A 25,450-nucleotide genomic window follows, 5' to 3' on the forward strand; every position below is an offset into this window, starting at 1 on the left:
CTTTGGCCGCGCTGCTGGCGCTTTCCGCAGTGTGAGTGGTGCAAGATTTGGCGAAAGACTGGCGGCGCATCGCTGACCGCAACAAAGCAGGGCTGCATCGCGCGGCGACGCAGCCCTTGCCGCTATTTGCGCGGGCGCTCGCGCTTGCGGTTCCTGACTTGGGTATAGACACTGACCCCGAACAGGAACGCTTCCATCAATGCGGGAAACTCTCCTTTCGGTTGGTAATGCTCACCCCGCGCCGCATTCGCGCGCAACTGCTGGTCGATGGTGGGGATTTCCGGCGCGCCCCGCCCGCGCGCGGCCAGCACAATCAGGCCCACGCCACTTAGGATCGCGCCGCAGGCCAGATTTGCGACAAGTGGCGAAAACTCTTGCGCAATAACCATCCAGCCCGCCGCAACAAGGAAGCCGCCCCCTGCCAGCAGAAAGGCCGCCCCCAGTGCTGCCATGACAATCTGGCGCATCTGCCAATGCAGCTTGCGCCTGATCTGTTGGTATGGGACCAGCATCAGCGGCGCTGCATGACCAGTGCCAGCAAGAACCCCGCACCCGCCGCAAGGCCCAAGGCAAGGGCCGGGCGCTCCTTGGCGAAATCTTCGGCGGTTCCAAGGACATCTTCCACCTGATCGGCGGCATAGTCATAGCCTTCGCCCGCTGTCTCGACCGCCCTGCGTCCGCTGCGGCGCGCTGTTCTTGCGGCGTGGCGGGCGGTTTGCTGCCCTGCCCGTTTCACCGCCGATGTCAGTTCGGCAAGGTCGTTTTTCACAAGCTCAAGCTGCTCGCGCAGCTCGTCATAGGTCAGTTCCGCCAGCTCCTCGACATCTTGGGCGGTGCGCGCGGCATTATCCTTGGCCTGCGCGGCTTTTGCGCTGATATCCGTGTCCGAATTCTGAGGTGATTGTCGCGCCATGATAACTCCTGTTCGCGCACCTGTCCGGCGCGCTGTATGTGATGATGTGTGGGGCGTCTGGCGGGTCAGCTTACTTGGCCAACAGGCCGCTTTGAAAGGATGCCGCGCAAACGCCTTTGTGCCGAATACATCTAGAAGTTATGTAACTCTTCAAATGCGCGGCGGTTCCAAAGCCTGCAATTTCTTGCCGGAACCCAAGCTGCCGTAACGGCGCGGGGACAAACCTCTTGCCTCTTACCGGAATATGCGGCACGCTTTGGGCAGTTGTGGATAAAAAAGGCACATTTCACACCCTTTCGGGGGGAGTGCGCCCCTTCAAGACAGGAAGTCGCTTGCGTCCCGACACAGATACGACCGTTTTTCAATCGCGCGGGTATTTTGGAAAGTTCATGAATGGACTGAGCGCCGCCTTGATGGCGCAGCGCAGCTTGAAATATCAGGTGATCTTCGGCCTTTGGGCCATTACGATCGCAACCTCGCTGCGGTTCGCGCTGGATGACGTGTTGCCACCGGGCTTTCCCTTTCTGACCTTTTTTCCTGCGGTCATGTTGTCGCTGGTCTTTGCCTCGGTGCGGTGTGGCATTGTCGTGGCGCTGGTCTGCGGGATGATTGCGTGGTTCTGGTTCATTGCCCCTGTGGGGCAATTCGGCCTGACACTCGGGGCGGTTCTTGCGATCGGCTTTTATGTCCTGATCACCACAACCGATGTGCTGTTCATCACTGCTGCAATCTGGGCGCTGCGCGAATTGAACCTTGCGCGGCTCAAGGCAAATGACGTGGCGCAATCGCGCAGCCTGATGTTCTCGGAGTTGCAGCATCGGGTGTCCAACAATCTGGCCACCATCGTGGCGCTGCTGCGGTTGCAAACGGCCAAAACCAAGGATGAGGGCGCGCGGCGCGCATTGTCCGCCTCTCAGGCGCGGATCAAGTCGATCTCGCGGTTGCAACGCCGCCTGCATTCGGTGGACATGCAACATGTCGATGCCGCCGAATATCTGCGCGAAGTGTTGCAGGACACGCTGGATGTCGCAAAACTGGGCAAGCCGGTGGATCTGTCGATCAAGGCCGCCTCGCTGGTCGTGCCCAATGATGTGGCAGTGCCGCTTGGCCTGATTGCCAGCGAGTTGATGATGAATTCGATTGAACATGGCGCGCAGCTGGACCGCAGGATTGCCATTGACGTGCTGCTGGGCTGTGAAGAGGCAGATGGACAGATTTTTGCCACGCTGGAGCTGCGCGACAATGGCCCCGGCCTGCCAGAGGGGTTTGATCTGGCGCAGACCGACAGTCTTGGCCTGTCTGTGGCAAGCCAGTTCGCCACATCGCTTGACGGGGATTTGACATTGCGCACCGGCGCTGCTGGCGGCACGGTCGCGCATCTGCGCTTTTGCATCTCCTCAACTGCCGGATCGGGGGCGGCGCAAGCAGAGGCGGCAGAGACAGGGCGGCAGCCAAACGCACAGACGGGCACTTTGCAGCAAACCGGCTAGCGCAGTGACACTGCGGGCTGTGACCTGTCGGCCCTTGCGCGAGGGGCAAATGTGTCACGGGTTGGCGCTGCGCCCCAGCCACACGCGACACAGGATCATGCCGAGATTTCGGAACTCGCCTGTGGCAATGTGCAACTGGCAGATTGGCCGGTTTCACGCCGCTGCAAAACCATCAATGTATAGCGCATCACACCGGCACGGTAGCCTTCCGTCAGGGCGTTGCCGCCGATCATATTGCCAAATAGCGGCATCTGCGCCAGCCCCAGCCTGTCCGCAGCAGGCCCGACAACACGCAGCGCATGGTCGCGCAGACGGTTCAGTTTCAACAGCGGGGTCAGATCGCGGCTCTGCACCGCTTCAAAACCCGTCTCTGCCGCCACGCTGACAAGGTCGCTGCGGGCAGGCACATGGCCCAGACGCCAGCCCCTGCGAAAGGCTTTCACGCGCGCGGCATCAAGAGGGGGTAGGGCGTGCTCTGGCCGGGCCAGCATGTCATCGACCACCACCAACACGCCACCGGGCAGCACATGCCGCCGCGCCGCGGCAAGAAATTGCGCCGCGCTGCGCGCATGTACATGGCTTTCCACCGCAATGACCAACTCTGCTGCGGGCAGGGTCATGGGCAGGGTGAAATCAGACCGGATGAAGGTGCAGCGCGGCGCAAGCCCGCGCGCAGCCGCCACCTGTTGGGCGATCCTGACCTGTTCATCGCTGATGGTAATGCCGCAAAGTTCCGCCTCGGGCCAGCGCTGTGCCAGGTGGAACAGCGTGCCGCCCACGCCGCAGCCCATATCGCGCACGCTCACAGGCGCGCGGCCCAGCGTGGTTTCTGCCGCCTCGGCGATCAGGTCGTTCACATGCCCAGAGGCCTGTTCGACACTGCTGACCCCATCAGCCCAAAGCGGGCGATGGATGGCAAGCGCGGCCCCGCTGCCGCCCATATTCAGAAACCGGCGGGTGCTGGCGTCATAATAGGCGGCAACAGAATGTCGCGGCGCGGCATGGTCGAACCACCGATACAGAAACGGCGCAAACAGAAGCGGCAACGCCACCGGCATGACCAGCAGCCCCGACATTTGCGCCGCCTGATAAGAGCTGATCAGCGCTTGCGGCAAGGTGACAATCGCCACAATGACCAGCCCGACCCCCACTTCGGCCAGCCCTTGCAGGCGCGGGGCTTTGGCCGCCAGACCAGAGGGCACCCAGCCTTGCGCCCGCCCCGACAGCACGGACAGCACAAACCCCGTGCGCCGCACCATGCTGATGGGGGCAAACAGGGTGGTCAAGGCAAGCTCGCGCCACAGCGCGCGCAGCACAATGCGGCGGCGCCAGTGATGGCGCCGCAAATCGCGGCGCGCCAGCAGCGCGGCCAGTTTCGGCACCAGCAAGGCCGCCAGCACACCCAGAAGCGGCACAATCACCGCCGCCGTTGCATGCACCGCGCCAGAGCCGGTCAGCACCACCAGCAACAGCCAGATCGGGGCCGAAAGATAGGATTGAATGCCCGCCATCAGGTGCAGGCGGCTGGACGGGTGCAAGCCTGCCACGCCAAGCAGACGCAGATGTTGCAGATTGCCTTGCGACCAACGCCGGTCGCGGCGCAGATGGGCGGCAAGGGTTTCGGGCGCATCCTCGAAACTGCCGCGCGCATCGGGATCGATAACCACTTTCCAGCCTGCGCGGCGCAAATAGGCCGCTTCGATGAAGTCATGGCTTAGCACAGGCCCGCCAAAAGGCGGCGGCCCCGACAGATGCGGCAAGGCCGCGACTTGCCGGAAGGCGCGCACGCGCAGCAGCGCGTTATGCCCCCAGTAATTGCCCGCATCCCCGCTCAGGCGTGCCAGCCCCGTGGCAAAAACCGGCCCCGACAGCCGCGAGGACAAGCGCTGCATATGCCCAAAGCGCGTATTCGCAGGCCGCAGGCTGATGGCCGACTGGATCAGCCCCAGTTCCGGGTCTGCCGCCATGCGATGGCGCAAATCTGTCAGGCGCGCCAGAGTGAAGCTGCTATCGGCGTCCAGCACCAGCATTGTGTCAAACCCTGCGCCATACCGGGTCAACCAGTCATGCAAATTGCCCGGCTTGCGCCCGACAGGTGCTGTGCGTGCGCGGTAGGTGATCCGCGCGTCCAAAGGCCGAAACGCTGCCTGTTCCCGCGCCAAAGCCTGCGGGTCGGTTGTGTCGGACAACACGAAAACCTGCGTATTGGCCCCCTGCCCTGCATGATCCAGCGCATCGCAGAATGCGGCAATCCTGCTGGACACGGCCTCTGGCGGCTCTGCGCAAAGCAGCCACAAGACCGCGCAGCGATCTGCGGGCGGCAGGGTCTGCGGCGCGCGCGCAGGCGCGCGTGCGACACCTGCAAGCGCCACTCCGGCGGCAGAAATCAGCATATAGCTGTTGATCAGGAACAAAACCGTCACCAACGCCGACAGCGCCGGATGCGTGGCCCCAAGGTCAAGCCCCAGAACCAGCAACCCGCCAAGGCCCGCTGTCAGGGCCGAAGTCACAAAAATGTGTCTTCGGCGTTGGGGGGTCAGCGCATGGGTCATCCGCGCCCCACAGGCGGCCAGATGCGGCTGAACACCCCGTCGCGCGCAACTGCGTGGCGCAGCGCCGCGCCCACATGCACCAGTATCAGCGCCACCAGAACAAAGCGCGCATTGGAATGGATGGTCTGCGCCGTTTCGGCCAGCGCGTCAGAGCGTGGCACCATTGCCGGCACATTCAGCGCATCCAGCATCTCGACCGGAAACCCGCCCGCGCGCACACGGATATACCCGCTAAGCGCCATCACGATCAGCATGCCATACAGGCCCCATTGCACGCCGGACGCGGCTTTTACCTGCCATTTGGGCATATGCGCAGGCAGGGGCGGTGCCGGATAGGCCGCGCGCCATATCAGCCGCAAGACCACCAAAAGCAACACAATCACCCCGCCATTCTTGTGCAGGATGAACATCAGGTCTTGGGTGGGGCGCGCCAAACCTTCTTGCTGCATGATCACCCCGATCGGGATCATCGCCACAATCAGAACCGCACTGACCCAATGCAGCAGGCGCGTGGTGCCTGAAAGTTTCTTATATTCAATCGTCCGAGCGTCCATGGCTATATCCTGTCACGAAAGCCTATGCGCTAGACAATAGTGCATATCCGCGCAAGGCAAGTTCGCTTGTCTATCATCAAACCGTGTGTTTTGAGCGATATGGATTGACCTTTGGGCATGTGCACTAAGATGACGGGGATGACACATATTCCAACCCAAACCAAACTTGCCCCAAGCAGCCCGTCGCGCGCTGTGATGGTGCAGGCGCTAGGCACATTGGCGGTGCTTGGCCCGATGGCAATTTGGCTAAGCTATAATCTGGCAGAGTTTGGCGGCGCGCCCATGCCGCGCGATGCCGCCGTGGCGACCGCGTTGATGCTGGCTTTGGGCGGGGCGGCCATGGTGGCGGCGCTGTGGCGAGGTGCCTATCCGCATGACCGGCTGGGATGGTGCAATGTGGTGACCGCCACGCGCGGGGCAGGAATATGCATTCTGGCGGGGCTGGTCTTTGTGCCCAATGCGCTTGGCACACTGGGCTGGGCCTTGGTCGGGCTTGCGGCCCTGACGCTTGCGCTGGACGGGCTGGACGGGTGGCTTGCGCGGCGCAGCGGGCTGCGGTCGGAATTCGGCGCGCGGTTCGATGTGGAATCGGATGTGGCCTTTGCCACGGTGCTGGCACTGCTGGCATGGCAGGCCGACAAGGCGGGGCTGTGGTTTGTCGCGCTGGGGGTGCTGCGCCCTGCCTATCTTGGCGCCAGCCTGTTCTGGGCTGCCTTGCGCATCCCCTTGCCCGACGCCTATTGGCGCAAATGCATGGCCGCGATGCAAATGATTGTGCAAGTCGCCCTGCTGGCCCCGATTGTCGTGCCGCCGCTGTCAACAGGGATCGCGGGCGTGCTGCTATCGGTGATGATTTTGTCTTTCGCGGTCGATATCCGGTGGCAGTTCCAGCAGCATGGGCGCGTGCAATGACGCTTGTGCGGGTGGTGCTGGCGAGCGTCGTCTTGTTTCTGGTGCTGATCCAGCCCAACCACCCGCAAGCAATGACATGGGGCGCGCTGCGGCTGTTCCCGCTGGAACTGCCCGTTATCCTTGCGGCACTTGTGCTGCTGGGGCGGGGTGCGCTTGGCTACGGGTTTCGCGCAGCACTGGTGGGCACACTCGGTGTGATCGTGCTGCTGAAACTGGCCGATTTCGGCACGTTCATCGCGTTCAATCGCGGGTTCAACCTGCTGGTGGACCTTGGCCTTGTGCATGCGGGCTGGACATTGCTGCAAGGCAGTATTGGCCTGCCACTGGCCACGCTGGCGGCAGGGGGCGCGCTGGTGGCCTTCGCGGCGCTGATCGCTGCGCTGTGGTGGGCAACAGGGGTCTGGGCCGCCCTGCCTGTGCCCCGCTTGGCGCGCGTGGGGGCGGCCATTCTGCTGGTGCCCGCTGCGGCAGCGGCCATCGCGGAAATCGGGCAGGCCAGACGCGCATGGAGCTTGCCAGAAACCGTGCGCGCAGCCCTTCCGGGCGCAGCCTTTACCGCGCGGGTGGGCATTGAACGGGTAGAGCAGTTCCGCGACACCCGCGCCGACATCGCGGCCTTCCGCAAAGCGGCCCTGCAAGACCCGATGCGCGGCGCTGGCCCCTTGCTGGACCGGCTGGAGGGGCGCGATCTGATCCTGCTTTATGTCGAAAGCTATGGCCGGTCGAGTTTCGAGAATCCGTTATATGTGCCAACCCATACTGCCACCCTGCACGCGATTGAGGATGATCTGCGCGCGCGCGGCCTGTCCATGCGGTCAGGCTGGGCGAGCGCGCCGATGGTGGGGGGGCAAAGCTGGTTGACGCACGGATCAGTCGCGTCGGGCATGTGGCTGAACACGCAAGGCCGCTACCGCGCCCTGCTGGCCAGCCCGCGCCAGACCCTGTTCCATTTCGCGCAAGAGGCAGGCTTGCGCACAGTGGCGATAAAACCCGCGCATATCTTCCCTTGGCCGGAAGGCGATTATTTCGGCTTTGACGCGGTCTATAATGCTGCCGATCTGGGGTATGAGGGGGAACCCTTTAACTGGGTGACCATGCCTGACCAGTTTACCCTGCATGCGCTGGACAGGCTGGAGCGCGACCACCCCGCGCGCGGCGCGCAGGTGGTGCAGGTGGCGCTTGTGTCGTCGCACGCGCCTTGGGTGCCGATCCCTGAACTGGTGGACTGGGACCAGATTGGCGATGGCACCATCTTTAACCAATGGGCGCTGTCCGGTGATCCGCCCGAAGTGGTCTGGCGCGACCATGACCGTGTGCGCGACCAGTTCCGGCTGGCGGTGGATTACAGCCTTCAGACTGTGGGCGCATGGGCGGCACGCCATGCCGATAACCCGCCGCTGATCGTCATGCTGGGCGACCATGAACCCGCGCGTTTTGTCTCTGGTGTGCAGGGGTTTGATGTGCCGGTTCACATTATCGGCCCCGAAGATCTGGTCAGCCGCTTTGCCGAGATTGGCTGGACCGAAGGCATGCTGCCCGCCCCTGATCTGCCTGCGCTGCGCATAGACCGCTTGCGCGATCTGCTGCTGGACCGGCTGAGCACCGGCGCGCCATGAGTGCGCGCATCAAGGTTTTGGCGCGCGCGCTGGCGTCGATGGGTTTGCTTGCAGCCGTGCTGTGGCAGTTCGGGGCGGGCGATATTGTTGCAGATTTGCAGGCCGCATCGGGGCTGTGGTTCGCGCTTGCCTGCCTTGCGCTTAGTGTGCAAATTCCGCTTTCGGCGCTGCGCTGGCGCGTCACGGCGCGGGCCTTGGGCCTGCCCCTGACGCGCGGCCATGCGCTTAGCGAATACGGGCTGTCGGTTTTGGTAAACACCTTTCTGCCCGGTGGCGTGCTGGGCGATCTGGGGCGCGTGTTGCGCATGCGCCATGTGCGCGGCTGGCAGATGGCGGCGGCAACTGTGGTGATTGAACGGCTGGCGGGGCAGATTGCCTTGGCGTTGACGGCCATTCTCGGGGTGGGCCTGTGGTATGGCGCGGCGGTGGGGCTGGCGCTGGCGGGGGGCATGCTGGCGCTAGGTGCTGCGGCCTATGCGCTGGGGCGGATTGTGCCAAAGCTGGTGAAGGCGCTGCGCCTTGCGTGGTTCGCGCGCCAAGTCTGGCCTGCGCAACTGGGGCTGAGCATTGCGATTTTGGCCTGCAACCTGTTTGGCTTCTGGGCAGCGGCACGCGCGGTCGGCATAAGCGTGCCGTTCGAGGTGGCGATTTTCATTCTGCCCCTGACGCTGATGGTCATGCTTGTACCTGTTACGCTGAATGGCTGGGGCCTGCGCGAAGGGGCGGCGGCGCTGCTATGGCCCCTTGTGGGCATCGCTGCGCAGTCCGCTGTTGCGGCCAGTGTGGTCTTTGGGGCGGCGGTTGCTGGCGCGGCACTGCTTGGGGCCGTGCCTTGGGCACTTTACGCCTGGCGCACGCGCCACGCCTCTGCGCCCGAAGTGCAGGGCAAGTAAGCCGCCCAAATGACAACGCTACCCCAGTGTCAGGTTGCGCACATGGGCCACCACGCGGGTGGGCGTATTCTCGCTGTTGGACGAGACGGCCACTGCCACCAACCGTTCTAGCGGGGTGTTGAACACGCGCGGGAAATCGCGCGTCAGATCCACCGTTTCCGAGAAGCGCCCCGTTTCGGGCCGCCGCGTGATCAGATTGCGCAGCCTGTCAGGCGCATGCGGGCTGGGCACAACCGTGCCCGGCGGCTGGTTGCCGCCCCAAGTATACATCAGCACCCGCGCCGAGCGGTTGCGCAACAGGCGCGAAATACTGGTCCCCTCGCGCACGCCCGCTGCATCCTGTTCGGGCATGCTGACAAAGAACACCCCAAGATTCCTGTCATCATTGCCGATCTGCGACAAATCCGAGGGCGGGGCCGAGCTTTCCACCTCCCATGTCCAGGATGCGCTGGTCTGGCCGCGCAAGGCAGGGGGCAGAATGCGGTAGAGGATGGAAGATGTCCCTTCCGAGATGACGGTCAGAGTGCTCTGGCGCAGCTCGAAACGGTTGGGCGACAGCCTGCGGAATGTCAGGTGGTCCCATTGCGTATCGAAAGCCACGGTATTGGCATGCGCCACACCGGGCAACACCGCATATGCACCAAATGCGGTTGCGGAACCTGTCAGGAATACTCTGCGTGAAACGGCCATGTTACCTCCAACTGTGGTGATCCTATCATGGATACGGGGGGCGGGGATGCGAAGTTTCAAACGCGGCCTTCACAAGGCCGCGACATTGCCGCCGCGCATCGGCGCTGTCAGACACGCGCGGCAATAACCGCCGACAGCGCGGCTTGCAGATCGGCGCGTTTGAAGGGCTTTGCCACATGCGCACTGAACCCCGCCGCGATATATTCGGCCACCTGATGCGTCATGGCATTGGCAGAGATTGCCAGCGCCGGTGTCATGGGGCCGCCTTGGGCGGCGGCACGCGCGCGGATGCGCGCCAAGGCGCTGATCCCGTCCAGTTCCGGCATCGAGATGTCCAGCAAGACCGCGTCAAAGCGCTGTGGCTCCCACGCCTCGACGGCGGCGCGGCCATCGCTGACCGAAACCGCCTCTACCCCAAGGCTGGACAGCATTGATTTCAGGATCAGCATATTCGTGGCATTGTCATCGGCCACCAGCACACGCATCCCCTGAAGCGAGGTTTCGGCCCCTGCCTGTTCCTGTTCGGCGCAGTGGGTTGTGCGCGGCAGTGGCAGACGGACATGCACAGTGGTCCCCTGCCCCAAGGCACTTTCGACCGAAATCTGCCCGCCCATCAGCCCGATCAGCCGCCGCACAATCGACATGCCAAGGCCGGTGCCACCAAAGCGGCGGGTGACTGTGCCATCTGCCTGTTCGAAATCCTCGAACATGCGGGCCTGTTGCTCAAGGCTCATCCCGATGCCTGTGTCACGCACGCTGATGTCAAGCTGGCCATCGGTCGAGATGGCCAGCGCAACTTTGACAGACCCTTTTTCGGTAAATTTCACCGCATTCCCCACCAGATTATGCAGGATCTGGCTAAGGCGGTTAGGGTCGCCACTGCGCAACAGATGCGTGTCCGGCCCCAGGCAAAGGTCAAACTCCAGCCCTTTGCCCACAGCAACCAGCTTGTGCATAGTCTCGATGCGGGTGGCGATATCTGACGGGGCGAAGGCCACCTTCTCCAATGTCAGCTTGCCTGCCTCGATCTTGGACATGTCCAGCAGATCATTCAGGATGCTAAGCAGCGTTTCGCCGGAATCGCGGATGATGCCCAGCATGCGCTTGTGCATCGGGTCTGACAATTCATCTTCCAGAATTTGCACCATGCCCAGCACCCCATTCAACGGCGTGCGGATTTCATGGCTCATATTCGCAAGAAAGCGCGATTTTGCCTGATTGGCGGCCTCTGCCTGTTGGGCGGTGACGCGCAACTCATCCTCGGTGGCGGCTTGCGCGGTGATGTCGCTGATCGACACGACGACGCGCACCTGCAATTCTTCGGCGGTGATGGGCGCGGCATTGACCGACAGCGCGCGGCGCGTACCGTCCGGCCGGATGATAGCAAAGCGGACATCGCGCACGATCTGCTTTTCGGCGATGGCCCGCGCGAACGGAAGCGCTGCAAGGTCGAACGGGCCACCATCCAGCGCCTGAATTTGCAAGTCGGGCAGGTTCCATGGCATGTCCTGCATGCTGTCCACCCCGCGGCCCAGAATGCATTCTGCCTCTCGATTGGCAAAGATGATGCGGCCCTTGTCATCCAGTGCCGCGATCCCTGATGCGGACGTGTCCATCAGGCGGGCCAGATAATCCCGCTCGACCACCAGCTGCGATTCCAGTCGCTTGCGTTCGGTGATATCAAGATGGATGCCCGCCACTTTCAGCGCTTGTCCTGCCTCATCGCGGGCGACAACCCGCCCGCGCGACAAGATCCATACCCAATGCCCGTCACGGTGGCGCATGCGGATTTCATGTCCGAATGTTTCGCATCCCATGGACAGGGACTGGTCGCGCTGCGCTTCCATCAGCGCGAAATCGTCAGGATGCATCAGGGATTGGAACCCGAAATTGGGCTGGACCGACAGTTCGGCGCGGGTATAGCCCAGCATCTCTGCCCAACGGTCATTCACATCTTGTGTGCCGGTCAGCACATCAAATTCCCATATCCCCGCCGAGGCGGCGTCAATAATCTGTTCCAGACGCTCTTCCGCGCGCTTCAGCGCGGTTATGTCGATATGCACACCCGCCATAAGTTCGGGCGTCCCTTCCGGCGTCCAGCGGGCGACACGGCCACGCGACAAAACCCAGACCCAATGGCCTGCCTTGTGACGCATGCGCTTTTCATATTCAAAGCGGTCAATCTCTCTGGAGAATACTTTGGCAAGCTCGCGTTCGGCGGCGGCAAGATCGTCAGGGTGAACCAGCCTGCGCCAGACGTGAATATCTGCCGGTGCAATTTCCTCTGGTGTGTAGCCGATAATTTCGGCCCAGCGCGGATTGATAAGATTTGTGTCGGTCAGAAGGTTCCATTCCCATGTTCCGGCCTGCGCCCCATGGATGATGTCGGCCTGTCGGCGCTCTGCCTCTTTCAACTCGGTAATGTCGAGTTCCATGGCAACACGGCCCCCATCGGGGGTGGCGTGTTCGATCACCCGCAACCACCGCCCCCCCGCCATCCGCGTATGTGTGGTGGCCTGCGCATCCGTTGGCTGTGGCCCCGCGCCATCGGGTATCAGCGCGACAGGGGCCTTGGTGCAGGTGCCCGCTTCGGCTGCGGGATACAGATCGCGGTGGCGTTGATTGCACAAAACCAGCCGGTTATCGGCATCGTAATAGGCAAATGCATCGGGCAGCGCCTCGACCGCCATTTCCAGCCTTGCGCGGGCCTCATTGGCGTCATGCGCAAGCCGCTGAAGTGCTGTTTCCTGCCTTTTCCTGTCGGTAATATCGGTTTCGATCGAGACGAAGCCCACATGCTGCCCGTCACACGCGTGCAGCGGGTAAAGCTGCACATCTACCCAATAAGGCACACCATCGCGGGTGTAATTCAGAATTTCTTCGCGCACGGGCTGCAAGGCGGCAATGGCGCGGTCAATCCGCTCTGATGTCAGTGCATCCGTATGCCTGCCGCGCGAGACGTCTTGGGGGCGTCTGCCGCGCAGATCCGCCAGTTTCCAGCCGGTGCGCGCCTCGAATGCGGGGTTGATCCATTCGATGCGTTGCTTGGTATCGGCAATAAGCACCAGATTGGTCATGTGCTGCGCGATCAGGCTCATCCGCTCCCGCTCGCGTTGAAGGCGCCATTCATCTGTCACGTCACGCGAAATGAACACAAAACCCGGTGCCTCTCCGGGCTTGTCGGATTTGCGCGTGGCAACAGTAAGGGCATATCGACGCCGCCCACGCGGCGTTTCTATGTCGAACGGGTGGGGGCCAGACACGCCATTCGCCAATGCCTCGGACATTGCGCGCCGGTTCAGGGCCACGATTTCGGGGGGCATCAGGTCTTCATCCTTGCGGCCCAACAACGCGTCTTCGGGCAGCATCATCTGGCCGGGATCGCTGGTATGAACACTGCGATAGCGGCCCTGCGAATCCACTTCCAAAATCAGGTCCGGCACTGCGTCCAAGGTGGCCTGCAACCTGTTGCGCGCAGCCGCAAGCGAGTCGCGCGTCTGCGCGATTTCGGTTTCCGCATCGACCCGCGCCAGCAAATTGCCCACGGCATCGGCCACGGTTTTGAACATCTGCACAGTGTCACTGTGGAAGGCCGCGCGCGGGCAGGCGGAATCGAACCCGATAAAGCCCGCGCATCGGCCACCGGCCTGCATTGGCAAAGCCAGCATCGCCTGTATGCCCTGCGCCGCAAGATGCCGCTTTTCGGGCGCAGACGGCGGCAGGGCACCGACATCGGGTATCTCGACAGGGGTATCTGTGTCGAACCGCGCGCGCAAAAGGGGGATGACGGCAGGCAGCAGCCTATCGGGCGAGGCGCGCGCCCCGTCCGCGCCACTGTTCTGGTGCCATATATGTGTGGTGTCGATCCGCTCCCCCTCGGGGGTGCGGCGCAGGCGCACCAGATACGCGCGGTCCATATCGCTAAGGCGGGCGAGTTGTGACAAAACCCGCTCTATCGCGGCATCTGTCTGGGACAGCGGCGTGCGGATCAGATCGCTGAGCATGTCGATCACACGCGCATGAAGCTGGATAATCTGCGGGCCCACAGCAGATAGGGCGGCGGTGTCCAGATTGGTCGGGCCTACCATGTCCCCCCCGCGCAAATATGTTTTGTGCCGCCCACAACACCCCCCTTTCGGCGCGATTTCCCAAAGCCCAGACCGAAAGTTACCTGCACAATCCTATATCTCACAATCCCTAAAACATTGTAAACTGCCCGAGGCGTTGCGTGGCAGTGCTGCAATCGGTGCCATAGCCCGTGGCGCATGGCATCTGACAGCATCAGCAAAGGTATGGGATGAGGCGTTGTCTCGAAACATCGGATAAGTACCAAAATGTGATTTTCACAAGTAACGGAATATTATTTTAATAAGACGGGAACGCATATGCTGCGCAAACGTTAGTGTCAGTTGCGCTTTTAAAAAATTCCAAGTCACAGGTTCTGCCGCTATTAAAAAGGCAGCATGGCGCCGAATTGTCGGCGGCTGTTTTAATTACCCGCTTTGCACCAGACAACTGCGCCTGTTTTCACAGGGTTTTCGAGTGTGCCGCAGGCTGCGCGGTAGGGACGGCCGCTTTTGAATTTCTGCCCATCGGGCCGTTTCGGCCCTGATTTCAGGCGAAAAATCTCTGCCCCTTGAATTTGCAATCGGGCCTTTTCTGTCAGCCCCTACATGAGAAACCAAAACCCCGCCCGCATCTTCCGGGAGAAAACAGCAGATATAACCTCATGTTTTCAAATACCCCGATCAAACACACAAGTTTTCAGGAACCCAATTAATTCTCGTTGGTTTATTTGTCAGAGCCTTCATGGGGCCAAACGGACTATAGGAGTAGTGTGATGAACAAGTTTATGCTTACAACCGCAATTGTCGCTGTAACCTCGATGGGGGCAGTTGCGCAGACAACAGATACCGGAATGGACCAGCAGGCAACTGGCGCCGGCATGGACCAGATGACAGGCAATGTACCTGCGTTTCTGGCAACCGATTTCACCGGCATGAATCTGTATACGCTTGATACAGAGGAAACGCGCGCCCTGTCCGAAGATCGCATGGCACAAGGGCAAGCGGCGGACCGTTCGCGCATGCGGTGGGAAAGTGGCGATGTGTTCGCATCCAGCCGCGACTCGTGGGAGAATGTCGGCAATATTGACGACATCATCATCACGATGGATGGCGAAATCCGTGGTATCCTGATCGATGTGGGCGGCTTCCTTGGTCTTGGGGCGCGCAGTGTGATGGTTGATATTGACGATCTGTATTTCGTCAGTGACGACAGCACACCAGAAGATATTGACGATTTCTTCGTTGTCGCCTCGATGACGCAAGAGCAACTGGAAGCGTTGCCGGAATGGAGCGAAGACCAGCTGGCCATGGGGTTTGAACAGCGCAGCTATCATGATGCGCAGGCAGAACCCGGCGGGACAATGGGCCATGACGGCGATGTAGCCGAACGCGAGGGCCGCACCGACACCATGGACATGCAGGCCGGTGACGGCATGCAAGCGCAAGATGACATGACAACCCAGTCACAAGCGCGCACAGAAGTGCCGCAAGGGTATCAGGTCATGAGTGCGCAAGACCGCACCGCAGACCGCCTGATGGGGGCTGATGTCTATGGCCGCGAAGGCGAGTCAATCGCCACAGTGGACGATCTTGTCATCGGCGATGATGGCACTGTGACACATGCCATCATGGATGTTGGCGGTTTCCTTGGAATGGGCGAACACACTGTCGCACTGGAGATCGATGACATCGACATCTTGTGGAATGACACGGATGGAAATGTGCGCGTTCAGTTGCCAATGACACAGGAAGAGATGGAAAGCCTGCCCGAATATCAGGGCTGACATCCTCTCGCCTGTAACCCGTGTTGCGTAACGAGTGCCAAGGCCCGCCAACTGGCGGGCCTTTTTTCGGGGCCTGCGCCACAGCCGCAGGCAGCATTCGGAACCAACCCGCGCATGTAACGTTATGTTGGCAGGTTTGTGTTTTTTCGGGCAGCAAGGAAAGGTCAGATCATGCGCGGCATTTTGCTTTGGTTCGTCGGTATTCCCGTCCCTGTCATCATCTTGTTGTTCGTGTTCGGGGTGCTGTGACGGGTGCCCCTTCGTGCATGCAACCCCAACACCCAGCCTTATCAGGACGATATGACACCCAATCCATTTAACCAGACATGACACAAGCCCACCCATATTGCGGCCCCGCGCCTGACCAAAGCACTTGGCTTTGGGCATGGAACCTTGACCCGTATCTGATTTTTGCGCTGCTGGCCCTTGGTGGCGCGGGGGCTTGGGCCTTGCGCGGCACAGACAGGGGCAGGCAAGGGGCATCGGGTGTGGCCTTTGGCGCGGCGGTGCTCGCCTTTGTCTCGCCGCTTTGCGCGCTGACAGTGGCGCTGTTTGCCGCGCGCACGCTGCATCATCTGGTGGTTTTCGGCATTCTGGCCCCTGCGCTTGCGCTGGCCTTTCCGCTGCGCAAAATCCCTGTCACTGCCAGTTTTGCCACGCTGTCTGGCGCATTGTGGTTATGGCACATCCCGCAAGCCTATAGTGCGGCATGGGACAGCGCGCTTGTCTATTGGGGCATGCAGGCGGCGCTGATCGTGCCTGCATGGGCGTTCTGGTCCACTGTCCTTGGCCGCGCGGCCAAGCTGGAACATGTGATCTGGCTGGTGCCAATGGTCGGGCAGATGGGCCTGCTTGGCGCGCTGCTGACCTTTGCGCAGCGCCCCTTTTATCTGGAACATCTGGCCCAGGCCGAGCGCTTCGGGCTGTCCGCGCTACAAGACCAACAGCTTGCAGGGCTGATCATGTGGGTGCCGGGAATGATTCCGGTGGCCGTGCTGGCAGGCGTGATGGCGCAGCGGCTGTTGCACAGGGATATGCGCATATGATCGCAGCATTGAAGGCGGCACATATCATTGCCTTGTCGATCTGGTGCGCAGGGCTGATCGTGCTGCCGATTATCCTGCATGTCTATGGCCGCAGGCCAGAGAACCGCACACAGGCAGGTTTTGCCGAATTCCGCTGGCTGACACATTACAGCTATACAGGCGTCATCACCCCTGCCGCTGTGATTGCCGTGACTTTCGGCACAATCCTGATCTTCGCATTAGAGGTGCTGGAGGCGTGGATGCTGGCCAAGCTGGTTGCGGTTTCGGGTATGGTGCTGCTGCATGCGTGGATGGGCCATGTGATCGTAGAGGCGGGCGAGGGGCAAGGGGCATATCGCACCCCCATGGCGGGCCTGTCGCTTCTGGCGCTGGTGCCGCTGATGGGGCTGGTTCTGTGGCTGGTGCTGGCAAAACCCGCGCTAGAGGATTTCATCGCCCTGATGCCCGCAATCTTGCAAGAACCGCGCGGCAACCAGATACCGGCAAGGTTTGACCCGCTATGACCCGCCCTGCCCTTGCCCTTTGCGCGCTTTGCCTGCTGGCGGCCTGCGATGGCCCGCTATCGACCTTGCAGCCCTCTGGGCCGATTGCCACGGAAATTGCGTGGCTGTGGTGGGCCATGCTGGCGGGTGCTGCGCTGATCACGGTTTTTGTGCTGGGTCTGCTGGCGATGGGCTTTGGCGCACCGCGCAAGACCCAAGCGCGGGTCTGGACGCATGGTCTTGGCCTGTGGTTTTCAATGGCGATCCTTGGCAGTGTCTTGGGCGCAGGGCTGTGGGTGGGCGAGCGGATCTTGCCGCGCGATGACGGTGCCGTGACAGTGCAGGCCCATGCCTTTCAATGGGGGTGGGAATTCACCCATGAAGACGCAAATGGCGCCGCGATGCGCAGCACAGACCTGCTGCATATTCCCGCAGGCCAGCCCGTGGATGTTCTGATCACATCCGAGGATGTGATCCATTCCTTCTGGGTGCCGCAACTGGCCGGCAAGATGGATGCCATCCCCGGCCGGACCAACCGCGCCCGGCTGAAGGCAGATACTCCCGGCATCTATGACGGGATTTGCGCTGAATTCTGCGGCGTGGGCCATGCCCATATGCGCTTTACAGTGCAGGCGCATGCGGATTGGCCGCCGGATTTGTCCGATGAAGGCACAGAGCAGCAGGAGGGTGCGCCGTGACCGATATCCCCACACCCGCCGCCGCATCCGCGCGCGCGGACAGCGTGCATGTTGCCCCTGCCCCCGCCCAGCGCGCCTTGGCGTTGCACCGCGACTTGACGCGGGTCTGGCGCAATGATCGCGGCCTTTGGGGCCAGATTACGGCTGTCAACCACACCACGCTTGGCCTGCGCTTCATGGGCACGGCGCTGGTATTCTTTGCCATTGGCGGCATTCTCTCCATGCTGATCCGTGCGCAGCTGGCCACCCATCAGGGCGCGTTTCTGGACACGGCCCTGTATAACCAGATTTTCACGATGCATGGCAGCATCATGATGTTCCTGTTCGCCATTCCCATGTTGGAGGGGTTGGGCATCTGGCTTTTGCCCAAGCTTCTGGGCACGCGCGACATGGCCTTTCCGCGCCTGACAGCGCTTGGCTATTGGTGCTATCTGTTTGGCGGGCTGATCATGCTGACCGCGCTTTTATTCGGCGTGGCCCCGCATGACGGCTGGTTCATGTACACACCGCTGTCGGATGCCACCCATTCCCCCGGCATCAATGCCGATGTCTGGCTGCTGGGGGTGACATTCGTGGAAATCTCTGCCGTGGCGGCGGCGGTGGAGATTACCGTCACCATCCTGCGCCAGCGCGCCCCCGGCATGAAGCTGACCGAAATGCCGCTATTTGCATGGTATATGCTGGGCACGAGTGCGATGATGCTGGTGGGGTTTCCGCCGTTGATTGCAGGGTCAGTGCTGCTGGAGTTGGAGCGCGCCTTTGGCTGGCCCTTCTTCGACCCCACGCGCGGGGGTGATCCGCTGCTGTGGCAGCACCTGTTCTGGCTGTTTGGCCACCCGGAGGTGTATATCATCTTCCTGCCTGCAGCAGGCGTTATGTCGATGATCATTCCTGTCATGTGCCGCACGACGATTCTGGGCTACGGGGCTATTGTTGCGGCCATTCTGGCGCTGGTGTTCCTGTCTTTCGGGCTGTGGGTGCATCATATGTTCACAGTGGGCATTCCGCATATGGCGCTGGCGTTTTTCTCGGCGGCCTCGGTGTTGGTGGCGGTGCCGACAGCGGTGCAGGTTTTCGCGTGGATCGGCACCATGTGGAAGGGCCATCCGCAGCTGCATCTGCCGATGTATCATATCTGCGGCTTTTTCCTGACATTCGTCATGGGCGGGCTGACAGGCGTGATGCTGGCCATTGTGCCGTTCAACTGGCAGGCGCATGACACGGCCTTTGTCACCGCGCATCTGCATTATGTGCTGATCGGGGGGTTTGTCTTCCCGATGATGGCAGCGGCCACCTACTGGCTGCCGCTGATCACAGGCAAGGCCCGCATCAGGGGCGTGGGAGAAGCTGCCTTCTGGGTCATTCTGCTGGGCTTTCACGGCACGTTTTTCATCATGCATCTGACGGGCCTTATGGGCATGCCGCGCCGGATAGATGTCTATCCCGACAATCCCGAATGGGTCTGGCTGAACCTGACCTCGTCCATCTTCAGCTTCGTGCTGACAATCGGCTTTGCGATGTTTGTGCTGGACCTGATCTTGCAGGCCACACTGGGCCAGCGCACGCGGCGCGATCCATGGGATGCGCCAACGCTGGATTGGGCCATGCCGGTCCCCTCGCCCAGTTATAACTTCGCCTCGCTGCCCATATCGCGGCATCTGGGGCAAAGCGCGCGCGATGCGGTGTTGTCACTGGCGCGGGGCGAAGGGGCCTTGGCGGGGGCGGCACGGGGGCGACGGGAATTGCTGGTCACATCCGTCGGGGTGGCGCGCCCGCATCATGTGGCCATTCTGCCGGGCAATACGGCGCTGCCCTTGTATCTGTCGGCCAGTATCGGGGTGTTTGTGCTGATGATGCTGGCGGGCCAGTATAGGCTGGCCGCGCTGGCGCTGGTGCCAGTGGGCGCGCTGATCTGGGTCTGGGCGCGCGGCATGGCGCCCGCGGGCGATCTGCGCGCGGTCGAGGTTGCGCCCAACCTGAACCTGCCTGTCCACCACTGTGCGCAGCATAGCTTGGCGCGCACGGGGCTTGCGGCTGTGCTGGTGGCGGATGGCACGCTGTTCGTCTCGCTGTTGTTCGGGGTGGCGTTTTTGTCTGTGGTCACCCCCGCCACACCGCCACCCGCCGCAGGGGCCGACACTGTGACAAGTCTGGTCGGGCTGGGGGTGATCGGCATCGCGCTGGTTCTTGCGGCTTTGGTCGGGCGGTTGAACACGCGCAGCGCGGCCGCCCTTGGGCTGGGCGCGAACCTGCTGGCGCTGGCAGCCCTGCTATGGCTTGCATTCAGCCAGATGGATGACCCCACCGCCCATGCCCGCGACGCGCTGCGCGCAGCAGTTGCAGGCTATGTCGGGCTGCATATGCTGGTGGCAGCGGCAATGGCGGCCTTCGTGCTGGACCAGTTCCGGCGCGGCGAGATTACCCCGCAGACGCAGGGTGCCTTGGGGGCATGGCAGATGTGGCAGCACTTTACCACAGCGGTTGCACTGCTCGCGGCGCTGGTTCTTATTGCGCAGGTGGGGGTGTCATGAGGTGGCTTGCGCTTCTTATCAGCGGCCCGATGCTATGGGCGTTCCTGTTCAGCCTGATCTATGCGCTGCATGGTTGGGCCTGCGCAGGCGGAAGCGGCCCGGAAGGTTTGGATGGGGGCGCACGGATGCTGTTGATCGGCGTCTGGGTTTTGGGGCTGATCGCCTTTATCCCCCTGCTGCGACTGGCCCCATCAGGGCAAGAGCGGCACCAAAGATTGCCCCGCATGGCCGTATGGATCGGGCTGGCGGCCACGATTGTGACCTTGTTCCCCGTCACTGTAATTACAAGCTGCTGACAAAAATGCCCGCCTTGCCACGAGGGACCGGACAAGGCGGGCAAAGACCCGAGCGGGACCGGGAGGGATGAGAGACCCGACACCCGAGCAGGGACATCCAACCAAACGCGGATCACGGATATCGGTTCCAGCGGGTGGCACAGAAAATATCCGTCCTTGCAGGCCCCCTCGCGCAGGCCAAAGCCCCCTGCCAGCACCGGCAAGGGGCCAAAGACCCAAAGGGGTCACACTGTCACTCGCCGGGCAAAGGCTCTGGTTCCGGCGCTTGCTCTGGCTCGAAACTTTGTGGGGCACCCGTGTCCCCTGGCCCTGAAACGCTGCCCGAAGCGGGCGGGCCAACAGTTTCTTCATCTTGCGCGGGTGCTGCCTGATCTTCGTCTGTCACCTCTGTGCCCAGATTGTTCGACAGCATCCATAGCAGGAATACCACCGCCACTGTCACAGCAACCGCCATACCGATCAGCGGGCCTTTGTGGCGCTTTTTCTGCTTTTTCAGATTTGTATCGGGGGCTGTCATAACTTTTCCTTTCCAGACTGCTTGGGACACATGCCCAAACAGCTGTGTCTTGCGCGCGTCGCGCCGCGCGCCTTGCGCTCGACCATCACTGACAAAACGCGCGCACAGCCATCAGGTTCCATGCCCCGCTCTGTCACACGATTGTCGCAAAGGCACAAAACCGGCGTGATTTGACGGAACCGATTGAAGGCACAGACATTACACTTGCTGACAACGCATGCGTAAAATCACACAAAACCGAGAGAGCCGATGACCCCCGCCGCCCATCAGACACAACAGATCAATGAGAACCTGCGCCGCTCTTATCCGCTTGGTGCATCGCAGGCGCTGCCGGACCATCTGGCACAGCTTCTTGGCCGTTTCGGGGAACCTGTGGGCAAGCCCCCTACAGATGGGGCCGAAGCAACCCCAAAGCCGCAGCCTGAACATGGTCAAGCCAGCCAATCTTGTCCAGATCGTCCCCGCGCACCAATCGGGCGCGTTCGCAATCTGCTTCAAAAATGCGGATTTGTTCAGCCACGAAAGCGGTGTCATAGACGTTAAGATTGGCCTCGTCGTTCAAGCGGAAAGAGCGTTCATCGAAATTTGCCGACCCGACAGAGGCCCAGCATTCATCGACAATCACCAGCTTGGCATGCAGGAATGTCGGCGCGTATTCGTGGATGCGAATGCCCGCGTCCAGCAGCTTGCGCCATGATGTGCGCGAGACGCGCCGCACCAGCCACGAATCCGTATGTTTGCCTGCGATCAGCAGATCAACCTTCACGCCGCGCGCGCGCGCTTCCAGCAATTGCGCAATGGCCACCTTGTCCGGCACGAAATACGGCGTCGAGATGCGGATATGGTCTTGCGCGGCGGCCAGCGCTGTCATGAACATCAGATGAATTTCGTTGCGGCTGCCGGTATTGCTTTTGACCATCTGGATTTCGGTTGTGCCCACGGGCGAAAGCGGCGGGTAAAATGCCTGCCCGCGCAAAACCTCGCCGCTGGCTTCCACCCAGTTATGGGCGAAGGCATTTTGCATCAGCGCCACAACTGGCCCTGTGACGCAATAATGCGTGTCGCGCCATTCATCGGGGGTGCGCGCATTGCCCATCCAGACATCGGCCACGCCAACCCCGCCAATGAAGCCGGTCTTGCCGTCAACCACCAGCACCTTGCGATGTGTCCTGTTGTTCAGGCGCGAGAGCGTGCGCGGGCGCATGGGGCGGAACATGCGCAACTCTACCCCGCCTGTGTGCATACGCTCGATCAGGTCATCATCCATTGGCAAACCGCCAAACCAGTCGATCAGCACCTTTACGGCAATTCCGGCCTGCGCCTTCTCGATCAGCAGGTCACAAAAGCGCGTGCCGATCTGGCCGCTCCAATAGATATAGGTTTCAAAGGTGATCGAATGCTGCGCGGCGCGGATCGCAGAGAGCATGGCCGCGAATATGGCATCCCCGTTCAGCAAAGTGTCGATCCGGTTACCCCCCATGATGGGGCTGCCACTCAGCCCGCCCATGTCGCGCGGAAATTGCGGATCACAGGCCGCGGCACCGGGGGGCACGGCGTGGCGCAACTCGCGCCGGTAGGGCATCAGGGCAATCAATAAAAACCAGAACAGAACCAGCCCCAGAACAGCGGCCACAGCCGCGCGGATTTTTCGACGGAACCGGTGCGGCAGTCGCGGCATGTTCAAGGCTCGCTTCTTTGGGAAAGGGCAAATCTGTAACGCTGCCCGCCTGCCTTCGGTTCCCGAAATTCGCCGCACTTGGAACCATTTACCAAGATCACGCGTTCTGTAGTGTGACGCCTTCCCCGTAATTGCTGGATATCCCCTTGCCCCTGCCTGCGCCCGACCTCAAACGCTCCGATGATGCTGGCGCAGAGCGCCGCGCCGCTGTGCCCTCGACAGCGGTGGTGGGGATTTTCATCATCCTGTTGCTTGCCGCTATTCAATATGCGCGCGAATTCCTGCTGCCTGTGGTGGTGGCGTTGTTGCTGTTCTTTGTCTTTGTGCCCTTGCAGCGGCGCGCGCAGCGCATTGGCCTGCCGGGCTCGGGCGTTGCTGCGGTATTGGTGCTTAGCCTGTTGATGGGAATTGCGGCAATATTTTTCCTGCTTAGCGGGCCGATCATGGAAGTGGCCAATAACCTGCCCGATATCGTGCGCGACATCACTGCCAGAATTGAAGCGGCGCGCGATGTCTTTCTGGCTGTCATTCAGAATTTCCGCGCCGGGGCCGAGAATGACATCCCCGATCTGCGCCCTGCGCGTATCGCCGAAGACGGGGAAAATGGCGATGAGGAAGATGATCTGTTAATGAGCACAGTAAGCGGCGCGCTGCTGTACCTGACCGAGACACCCGCGATGGTTGCGCAGGTCATCTTTGCATTGGTGCTGTTGTTCTTCTTGCTGTCTTCCAGCGACCTGATCTATCTGAAAATCATCCAGAGTTTTGACGGCTTTGGCGAAAAGCGCGCAGCCCTGACTGCCCTGCGCGAGGTCGAGCGCAACCTTGGCGGTTATCTGGGCACTGTCAGCTTGATCAATGCAGGGCTGGGGGTCAGCATTGGCCTTGCCATGTGGGCGCTGGGTATGCCGGTGCCGCTGTTATTTGCGGTGCTGGCATTCTTGTTGAATTTCATTCCCTATCTGGGCGCGGTCATGGGGGTTGTGCTGGCGTCAGTTGTGGCGCTGCTATGGTTCAACACATTGTCCAGTGTGCTGTTGGTGGGCGGGGTGTATCTGCTGCTGACATCGCTGGAAGGGCAGTTGATTACCCCTGCCTTTCTGGCAAAACGCCTGCGCATGAACACTGTGCTGGTGTTCCTGTCGGTCGCGTTCTGGGCATGGATGTGGTCGTTTCTGGGCATGCTGATTGCTGTGCCCATTCTGGTGGCGCTGCGCGTCATCGCAGAGCAGGTGCCCCGCTGGCATGTGTTTGCAAACCTGCTGTCGGGTTCGGCGGCGCAGCTTCCCGCCACATCAGAGCTTGAGATGCCACCATCCCGCCCCTCAGACGCCGATTGAAAGTCCCGGTGCCACCAAAGGTGGCACCGGGTCGGGCGATTACCGGCCGGAAGACCAGCTATCGACCTGCTTTTCGGCCTCGTCCTTGGCGATCCCGTATCTTTCCTGAACCTTGCCAACAAGCTTGTCACGCTTGCCTGCGGCCTGATCAAGATCGTCATCGGTCAGCTTGCCCCATTGGTCCTTTGCTGACCCTTTCATCTGTTTCCATTTGCCTTCGATCTGGTCCCAGTTCATGACACTCTCCTTTTACTGAACACATGTCCCCCTATAACCCGCAGGATTGGGCAAGGTTCCGTGCCCATGCATGCGGGGCACACCAACAGGCCCTTGCACGCCGCGCTCGTATCTGGCGGGAAACTCTGTTAGCGGTAAATCGCCCGATGCCAGACGAGAGGACGCATGCGCCATATCGCAACATTGAACGCACGCGAAACACCGCTTGCCATTCTGGCCATCTGTGCGGGCGTGGCGTTTCTTGTGGGCAATGACGCTTTGGCCAAAGTGCTGACCGACCGATACCCGCCCATTCAGATCGTGTTTTTGCGCAATGCGATTGCTGTGCCGATCATTGCGGCGCTGGTTTTCGGCCTGTTCGGCCCGCAGGCACTGCGCAGCGCGCATATGGGTCTGCATGCGCTGCGCGGGCTGCTGATGGTGACGGGGGCATGGCTGTATTTCACAGGGCTGATGTATCTGCCCCTTGCCGAAGCCACTGCGCTGGTCTTCTCTGCGCCCATTTTCATCACTGCGCTGTCAGTGCCGCTGCTGGGCGAGCATGTCGGCTGGCGGCGCTGGTCTGCGGTGCTTTTGGGCTTTGCTGGCGTGCTGGTGATTGTGCAGCCGGGCGGGGCCACTTTTCAGATGGCCTCTCTTCTGCCCGTAGGCACGGCGCTGTGCTATGCGATCTTCATGATCAGCGCGCGCTGGATCGGGCGGGGCGAACGGCTGTGGACAATGATGCTCTTCGCCATGTTCTTTCCAATGATCTATGCAGCCCCCATGGCCGCCGCCTATTGGCAACCCGTCCAGCCTGCGGATATGGGCCTGTTCCTTGCGATTGCCGCATGTGGCAGCCTTGGGCTGGCGCTGATCGGGCAGGCGTTCCGGCTGGCCCCTGCGGCATTGGTGGCCCCGTTCGATTATACCGCGCTGATCTGGGCAACAGGGCTGGGCTGGCTGATCTGGCGCGACATTCCCGGCCTAAGCACGATCACCGGCGCCGCGATCATTGTCCTAAGCGGGGGCGTTATCCTGCTGCGCGAAGCCCAGCACAAACCCGCCCCACACGCGCCCAAACCCAAATAAAGACAGGTATATGTGCCGTCCCCCTTGCAATCTGTCTGGATAACGGGCATATGGGTCAGGCAAAGCTTCTTCATTCGATCTTC

21 protein-coding genes are annotated in these 25,450 nt (G+C 61.5%); 12 read left to right on the forward strand and 9 right to left on the reverse strand.

Translation table 11 applies throughout. The features are described 5' to 3' along the window. Window positions 1-122: 122 nt before the first annotated feature. Together BG455_RS04145 and BG455_RS04150 are read right to left on the reverse strand one after the other, a co-directional pair. Window positions 123-512: a hypothetical protein gene (locus BG455_RS04145; protein WP_071468694.1), complete on the reverse strand. Its 390-nt coding sequence runs from the start codon at window positions 510-512 to the stop codon at window positions 123-125. Further along, window positions 512-913 carry a DUF883 family protein gene (locus tag BG455_RS04150; protein ID WP_071468695.1) on the reverse strand — a complete coding sequence of 134 codons (402 nt, stop codon included), beginning with the start codon at window positions 911-913 and terminating at the stop codon, window positions 512-514. Before BG455_RS04150 ends, BG455_RS04145 begins: the two co-directional genes overlap by 1 nt. 389 nt (window positions 914-1,302) lie before the next feature. Here BG455_RS04150 and BG455_RS04155 point away from each other — a divergent pair, with 389 nt between their 5' ends. Then, the gene (locus BG455_RS04155; protein WP_143079874.1) at window positions 1,303-2,403 is read left to right on the forward strand and encodes a sensor histidine kinase; all 1,101 of its coding nucleotides are present in this window, start codon (window positions 1,303-1,305) and stop codon (window positions 2,401-2,403) included. Window positions 2,404-2,498: 95 nt separating this feature from the next. Here BG455_RS04155 and mdoH read toward each other — a convergent pair whose 3' ends face one another. Next, window positions 2,499-4,955 carry a glucans biosynthesis glucosyltransferase MdoH gene (gene mdoH, locus BG455_RS04160; protein ID WP_071468697.1) on the reverse strand — a complete coding sequence of 819 codons (2,457 nt, stop codon included), beginning with the start codon at window positions 4,953-4,955 and terminating at the stop codon, window positions 2,499-2,501. Continuing rightward, a complete protein-coding gene (locus tag BG455_RS04165) occupies window positions 4,952-5,509 on the reverse strand; it encodes a cytochrome b (RefSeq protein ID WP_071468698.1) in 558 nt (185 codons plus the stop codon). Before BG455_RS04165 ends, mdoH begins: the two co-directional genes overlap by 4 nt. Before the next feature lie 138 nt (window positions 5,510-5,647). Here BG455_RS04165 and BG455_RS04170 point away from each other — a divergent pair, with 138 nt between their 5' ends. The 3 genes from BG455_RS04170 to BG455_RS04180 are packed head-to-tail and all read left to right on the forward strand — an operon-like array spanning window position 5,648 to window position 8,930. Beyond that, entirely contained in the window at window positions 5,648-6,421 is a 774-nt protein-coding gene (locus BG455_RS04170; RefSeq protein WP_245735464.1) for a CDP-alcohol phosphatidyltransferase family protein, read from the forward strand. Then, on the forward strand, window positions 6,418-8,037 hold the full coding sequence (locus BG455_RS04175) for a sulfatase-like hydrolase/transferase (RefSeq protein ID WP_071468699.1): 1,620 nt from the start codon (window positions 6,418-6,420) through the stop codon (window positions 8,035-8,037). Before BG455_RS04170 ends, BG455_RS04175 begins: the two co-directional genes overlap by 4 nt. Continuing rightward, on the forward strand, window positions 8,034-8,930 hold the full coding sequence (locus tag BG455_RS04180) for a lysylphosphatidylglycerol synthase transmembrane domain-containing protein (RefSeq protein ID WP_071468700.1): 897 nt from the start codon (window positions 8,034-8,036) through the stop codon (window positions 8,928-8,930). Before BG455_RS04175 ends, BG455_RS04180 begins: the two co-directional genes overlap by 4 nt. An 18-nt stretch (window positions 8,931-8,948) precedes the next feature. Here the strand turns inward: BG455_RS04180 and BG455_RS04185 are convergent, their stop codons facing one another. Together BG455_RS04185 and BG455_RS04190 are read right to left on the reverse strand one after the other, a co-directional pair. Then, window positions 8,949-9,620, reverse strand: a complete 672-nt coding sequence (locus BG455_RS04185; protein WP_111361159.1) for a DUF3047 domain-containing protein — start codon at window positions 9,618-9,620, stop codon at window positions 8,949-8,951. Window positions 9,621-9,727: 107 nt separating this feature from the next. After that, on the reverse strand, window positions 9,728-13,708 hold the full coding sequence (locus BG455_RS04190) for a PAS domain S-box protein (RefSeq protein ID WP_071468701.1): 3,981 nt from the start codon (window positions 13,706-13,708) through the stop codon (window positions 9,728-9,730). 752 nt (window positions 13,709-14,460) lie between these two features. Between BG455_RS04190 and BG455_RS04195 the strand changes: the two genes are divergently transcribed. From BG455_RS04195 to BG455_RS04220, 6 genes are all read left to right on the forward strand, one after another. Then, the gene (locus BG455_RS04195) at window positions 14,461-15,471 is read left to right on the forward strand and encodes a PRC-barrel domain-containing protein (RefSeq protein WP_071468702.1); all 1,011 of its coding nucleotides are present in this window, start codon (window positions 14,461-14,463) and stop codon (window positions 15,469-15,471) included. A gap of 326 nt (window positions 15,472-15,797) precedes the next feature. After that, entirely contained in the window at window positions 15,798-16,517 is a 720-nt protein-coding gene (locus tag BG455_RS04200; protein ID WP_084386121.1) for a cytochrome c oxidase assembly protein, read from the forward strand. Beyond that, window positions 16,514-17,020 carry a CopD family protein gene (locus BG455_RS04205; protein ID WP_071468703.1) on the forward strand — a complete coding sequence of 169 codons (507 nt, stop codon included), beginning with the start codon at window positions 16,514-16,516 and terminating at the stop codon, window positions 17,018-17,020. The genes BG455_RS04200 and BG455_RS04205 overlap by 4 nt, the downstream gene beginning before the upstream one ends. Beyond that, window positions 17,017-17,697, forward strand: a complete 681-nt coding sequence (coxB, locus tag BG455_RS04210; RefSeq protein ID WP_071468704.1) for a cytochrome c oxidase subunit II — start codon at window positions 17,017-17,019, stop codon at window positions 17,695-17,697. Before BG455_RS04205 ends, coxB begins: the two co-directional genes overlap by 4 nt. A 44-nt stretch (window positions 17,698-17,741) precedes the next feature. Further along, entirely contained in the window at window positions 17,742-20,228 is a 2,487-nt protein-coding gene (gene ctaD / locus BG455_RS04215; RefSeq protein ID WP_071468772.1) for a cytochrome c oxidase subunit I, read from the forward strand. Beyond that, entirely contained in the window at window positions 20,225-20,524 is a 300-nt protein-coding gene (locus tag BG455_RS04220) for a hypothetical protein (RefSeq protein ID WP_071468705.1), read from the forward strand. The genes ctaD and BG455_RS04220 overlap by 4 nt, the downstream gene beginning before the upstream one ends. A 232-nt stretch (window positions 20,525-20,756) precedes the next feature. Here BG455_RS04220 and BG455_RS04225 read toward each other — a convergent pair whose 3' ends face one another. Together BG455_RS04225 and BG455_RS04230 are read right to left on the reverse strand one after the other, a co-directional pair. After that, the gene (locus tag BG455_RS04225; RefSeq protein ID WP_071468706.1) at window positions 20,757-21,041 is read right to left on the reverse strand and encodes a hypothetical protein; all 285 of its coding nucleotides are present in this window, start codon (window positions 21,039-21,041) and stop codon (window positions 20,757-20,759) included. Between the two features lie 385 nt (window positions 21,042-21,426). Next, a complete protein-coding gene (locus tag BG455_RS04230) occupies window positions 21,427-22,719 on the reverse strand; it encodes a phospholipase D-like domain-containing protein (protein ID WP_084386122.1) in 1,293 nt (430 codons plus the stop codon). 131 nt (window positions 22,720-22,850) lie between these two features. Here BG455_RS04230 and BG455_RS04235 point away from each other — a divergent pair, with 131 nt between their 5' ends. Continuing rightward, complete coding sequence (locus tag BG455_RS04235) at window positions 22,851-24,059, forward strand: AI-2E family transporter (RefSeq protein WP_071468708.1); 1,209 nt, start codon at window positions 22,851-22,853, stop codon at window positions 24,057-24,059. A 39-nt stretch (window positions 24,060-24,098) separates the two neighbouring features. Here BG455_RS04235 and BG455_RS04240 read toward each other — a convergent pair whose 3' ends face one another. After that, window positions 24,099-24,296 (reverse strand): CsbD family protein, encoded by a 198-nt coding sequence (locus BG455_RS04240; RefSeq protein ID WP_071468709.1) that lies wholly within the window; start codon window positions 24,294-24,296, stop codon window positions 24,099-24,101. A 165-nt stretch (window positions 24,297-24,461) separates the two neighbouring features. Here BG455_RS04240 and BG455_RS04245 point away from each other — a divergent pair, with 165 nt between their 5' ends. Next, window positions 24,462-25,367 carry a DMT family transporter gene (locus BG455_RS04245; protein ID WP_071468710.1) on the forward strand — a complete coding sequence of 302 codons (906 nt, stop codon included), beginning with the start codon at window positions 24,462-24,464 and terminating at the stop codon, window positions 25,365-25,367. Window positions 25,368-25,450: the final 83 nt, after the last annotated feature.

This window comes from Roseinatronobacter thiooxidans (genome assembly GCF_001870675.1).
GTDB lineage: Bacteria > Pseudomonadota > Alphaproteobacteria > Rhodobacterales > Rhodobacteraceae > Roseinatronobacter > Roseinatronobacter thiooxidans.

Coding starts and splice junctions, on each gene's coding strand:
- BG455_RS04245 (WP_071468710.1), top strand. CDS start 24,462: ATGCGCCATATCGCAACATTGAACGCACGCGAAACACCGCTTGCCATT.
- coxB (WP_071468704.1), top strand. CDS start 17,017: ATGACCCGCCCTGCCCTTGCCCTTTGCGCGCTTTGCCTGCTGGCGGCC.
- BG455_RS04200 (WP_084386121.1), top strand. CDS start 15,798: ATGACACAAGCCCACCCATATTGCGGCCCCGCGCCTGACCAAAGCACT.
- BG455_RS04180 (WP_071468700.1), top strand. CDS start 8,034: ATGAGTGCGCGCATCAAGGTTTTGGCGCGCGCGCTGGCGTCGATGGGT.
- BG455_RS04175 (WP_071468699.1), top strand. CDS start 6,418: ATGACGCTTGTGCGGGTGGTGCTGGCGAGCGTCGTCTTGTTTCTGGTG.
- BG455_RS04205 (WP_071468703.1), top strand. CDS start 16,514: ATGATCGCAGCATTGAAGGCGGCACATATCATTGCCTTGTCGATCTGG.
- BG455_RS04170 (WP_245735464.1), top strand. CDS start 5,648: ATGACACATATTCCAACCCAAACCAAACTTGCCCCAAGCAGCCCGTCG.
- BG455_RS04155 (WP_143079874.1), top strand. CDS start 1,303: ATGAATGGACTGAGCGCCGCCTTGATGGCGCAGCGCAGCTTGAAATAT.
- BG455_RS04240 (WP_071468709.1), bottom strand. CDS start 24,296: ATGAACTGGGACCAGATCGAAGGCAAATGGAAACAGATGAAAGGGTCA.
- BG455_RS04150 (WP_071468695.1), bottom strand. CDS start 913: ATGGCGCGACAATCACCTCAGAATTCGGACACGGATATCAGCGCAAAA.
- BG455_RS04220 (WP_071468705.1), top strand. CDS start 20,225: ATGAGGTGGCTTGCGCTTCTTATCAGCGGCCCGATGCTATGGGCGTTC.
- BG455_RS04190 (WP_071468701.1), bottom strand. CDS start 13,708: ATGGTAGGCCCGACCAATCTGGACACCGCCGCCCTATCTGCTGTGGGC.
- BG455_RS04185 (WP_111361159.1), bottom strand. CDS start 9,620: ATGGCCGTTTCACGCAGAGTATTCCTGACAGGTTCCGCAACCGCATTT.
- BG455_RS04230 (WP_084386122.1), bottom strand. CDS start 22,719: ATGCCGCGACTGCCGCACCGGTTCCGTCGAAAAATCCGCGCGGCTGTG.
- BG455_RS04225 (WP_071468706.1), bottom strand. CDS start 21,041: ATGACAGCCCCCGATACAAATCTGAAAAAGCAGAAAAAGCGCCACAAA.
- BG455_RS04165 (WP_071468698.1), bottom strand. CDS start 5,509: ATGGACGCTCGGACGATTGAATATAAGAAACTTTCAGGCACCACGCGC.
- BG455_RS04195 (WP_071468702.1), top strand. CDS start 14,461: ATGAACAAGTTTATGCTTACAACCGCAATTGTCGCTGTAACCTCGATG.
- mdoH (WP_071468697.1), bottom strand. CDS start 4,955: ATGACCCATGCGCTGACCCCCCAACGCCGAAGACACATTTTTGTGACT.
- BG455_RS04145 (WP_071468694.1), bottom strand. CDS start 512: ATGCTGGTCCCATACCAACAGATCAGGCGCAAGCTGCATTGGCAGATG.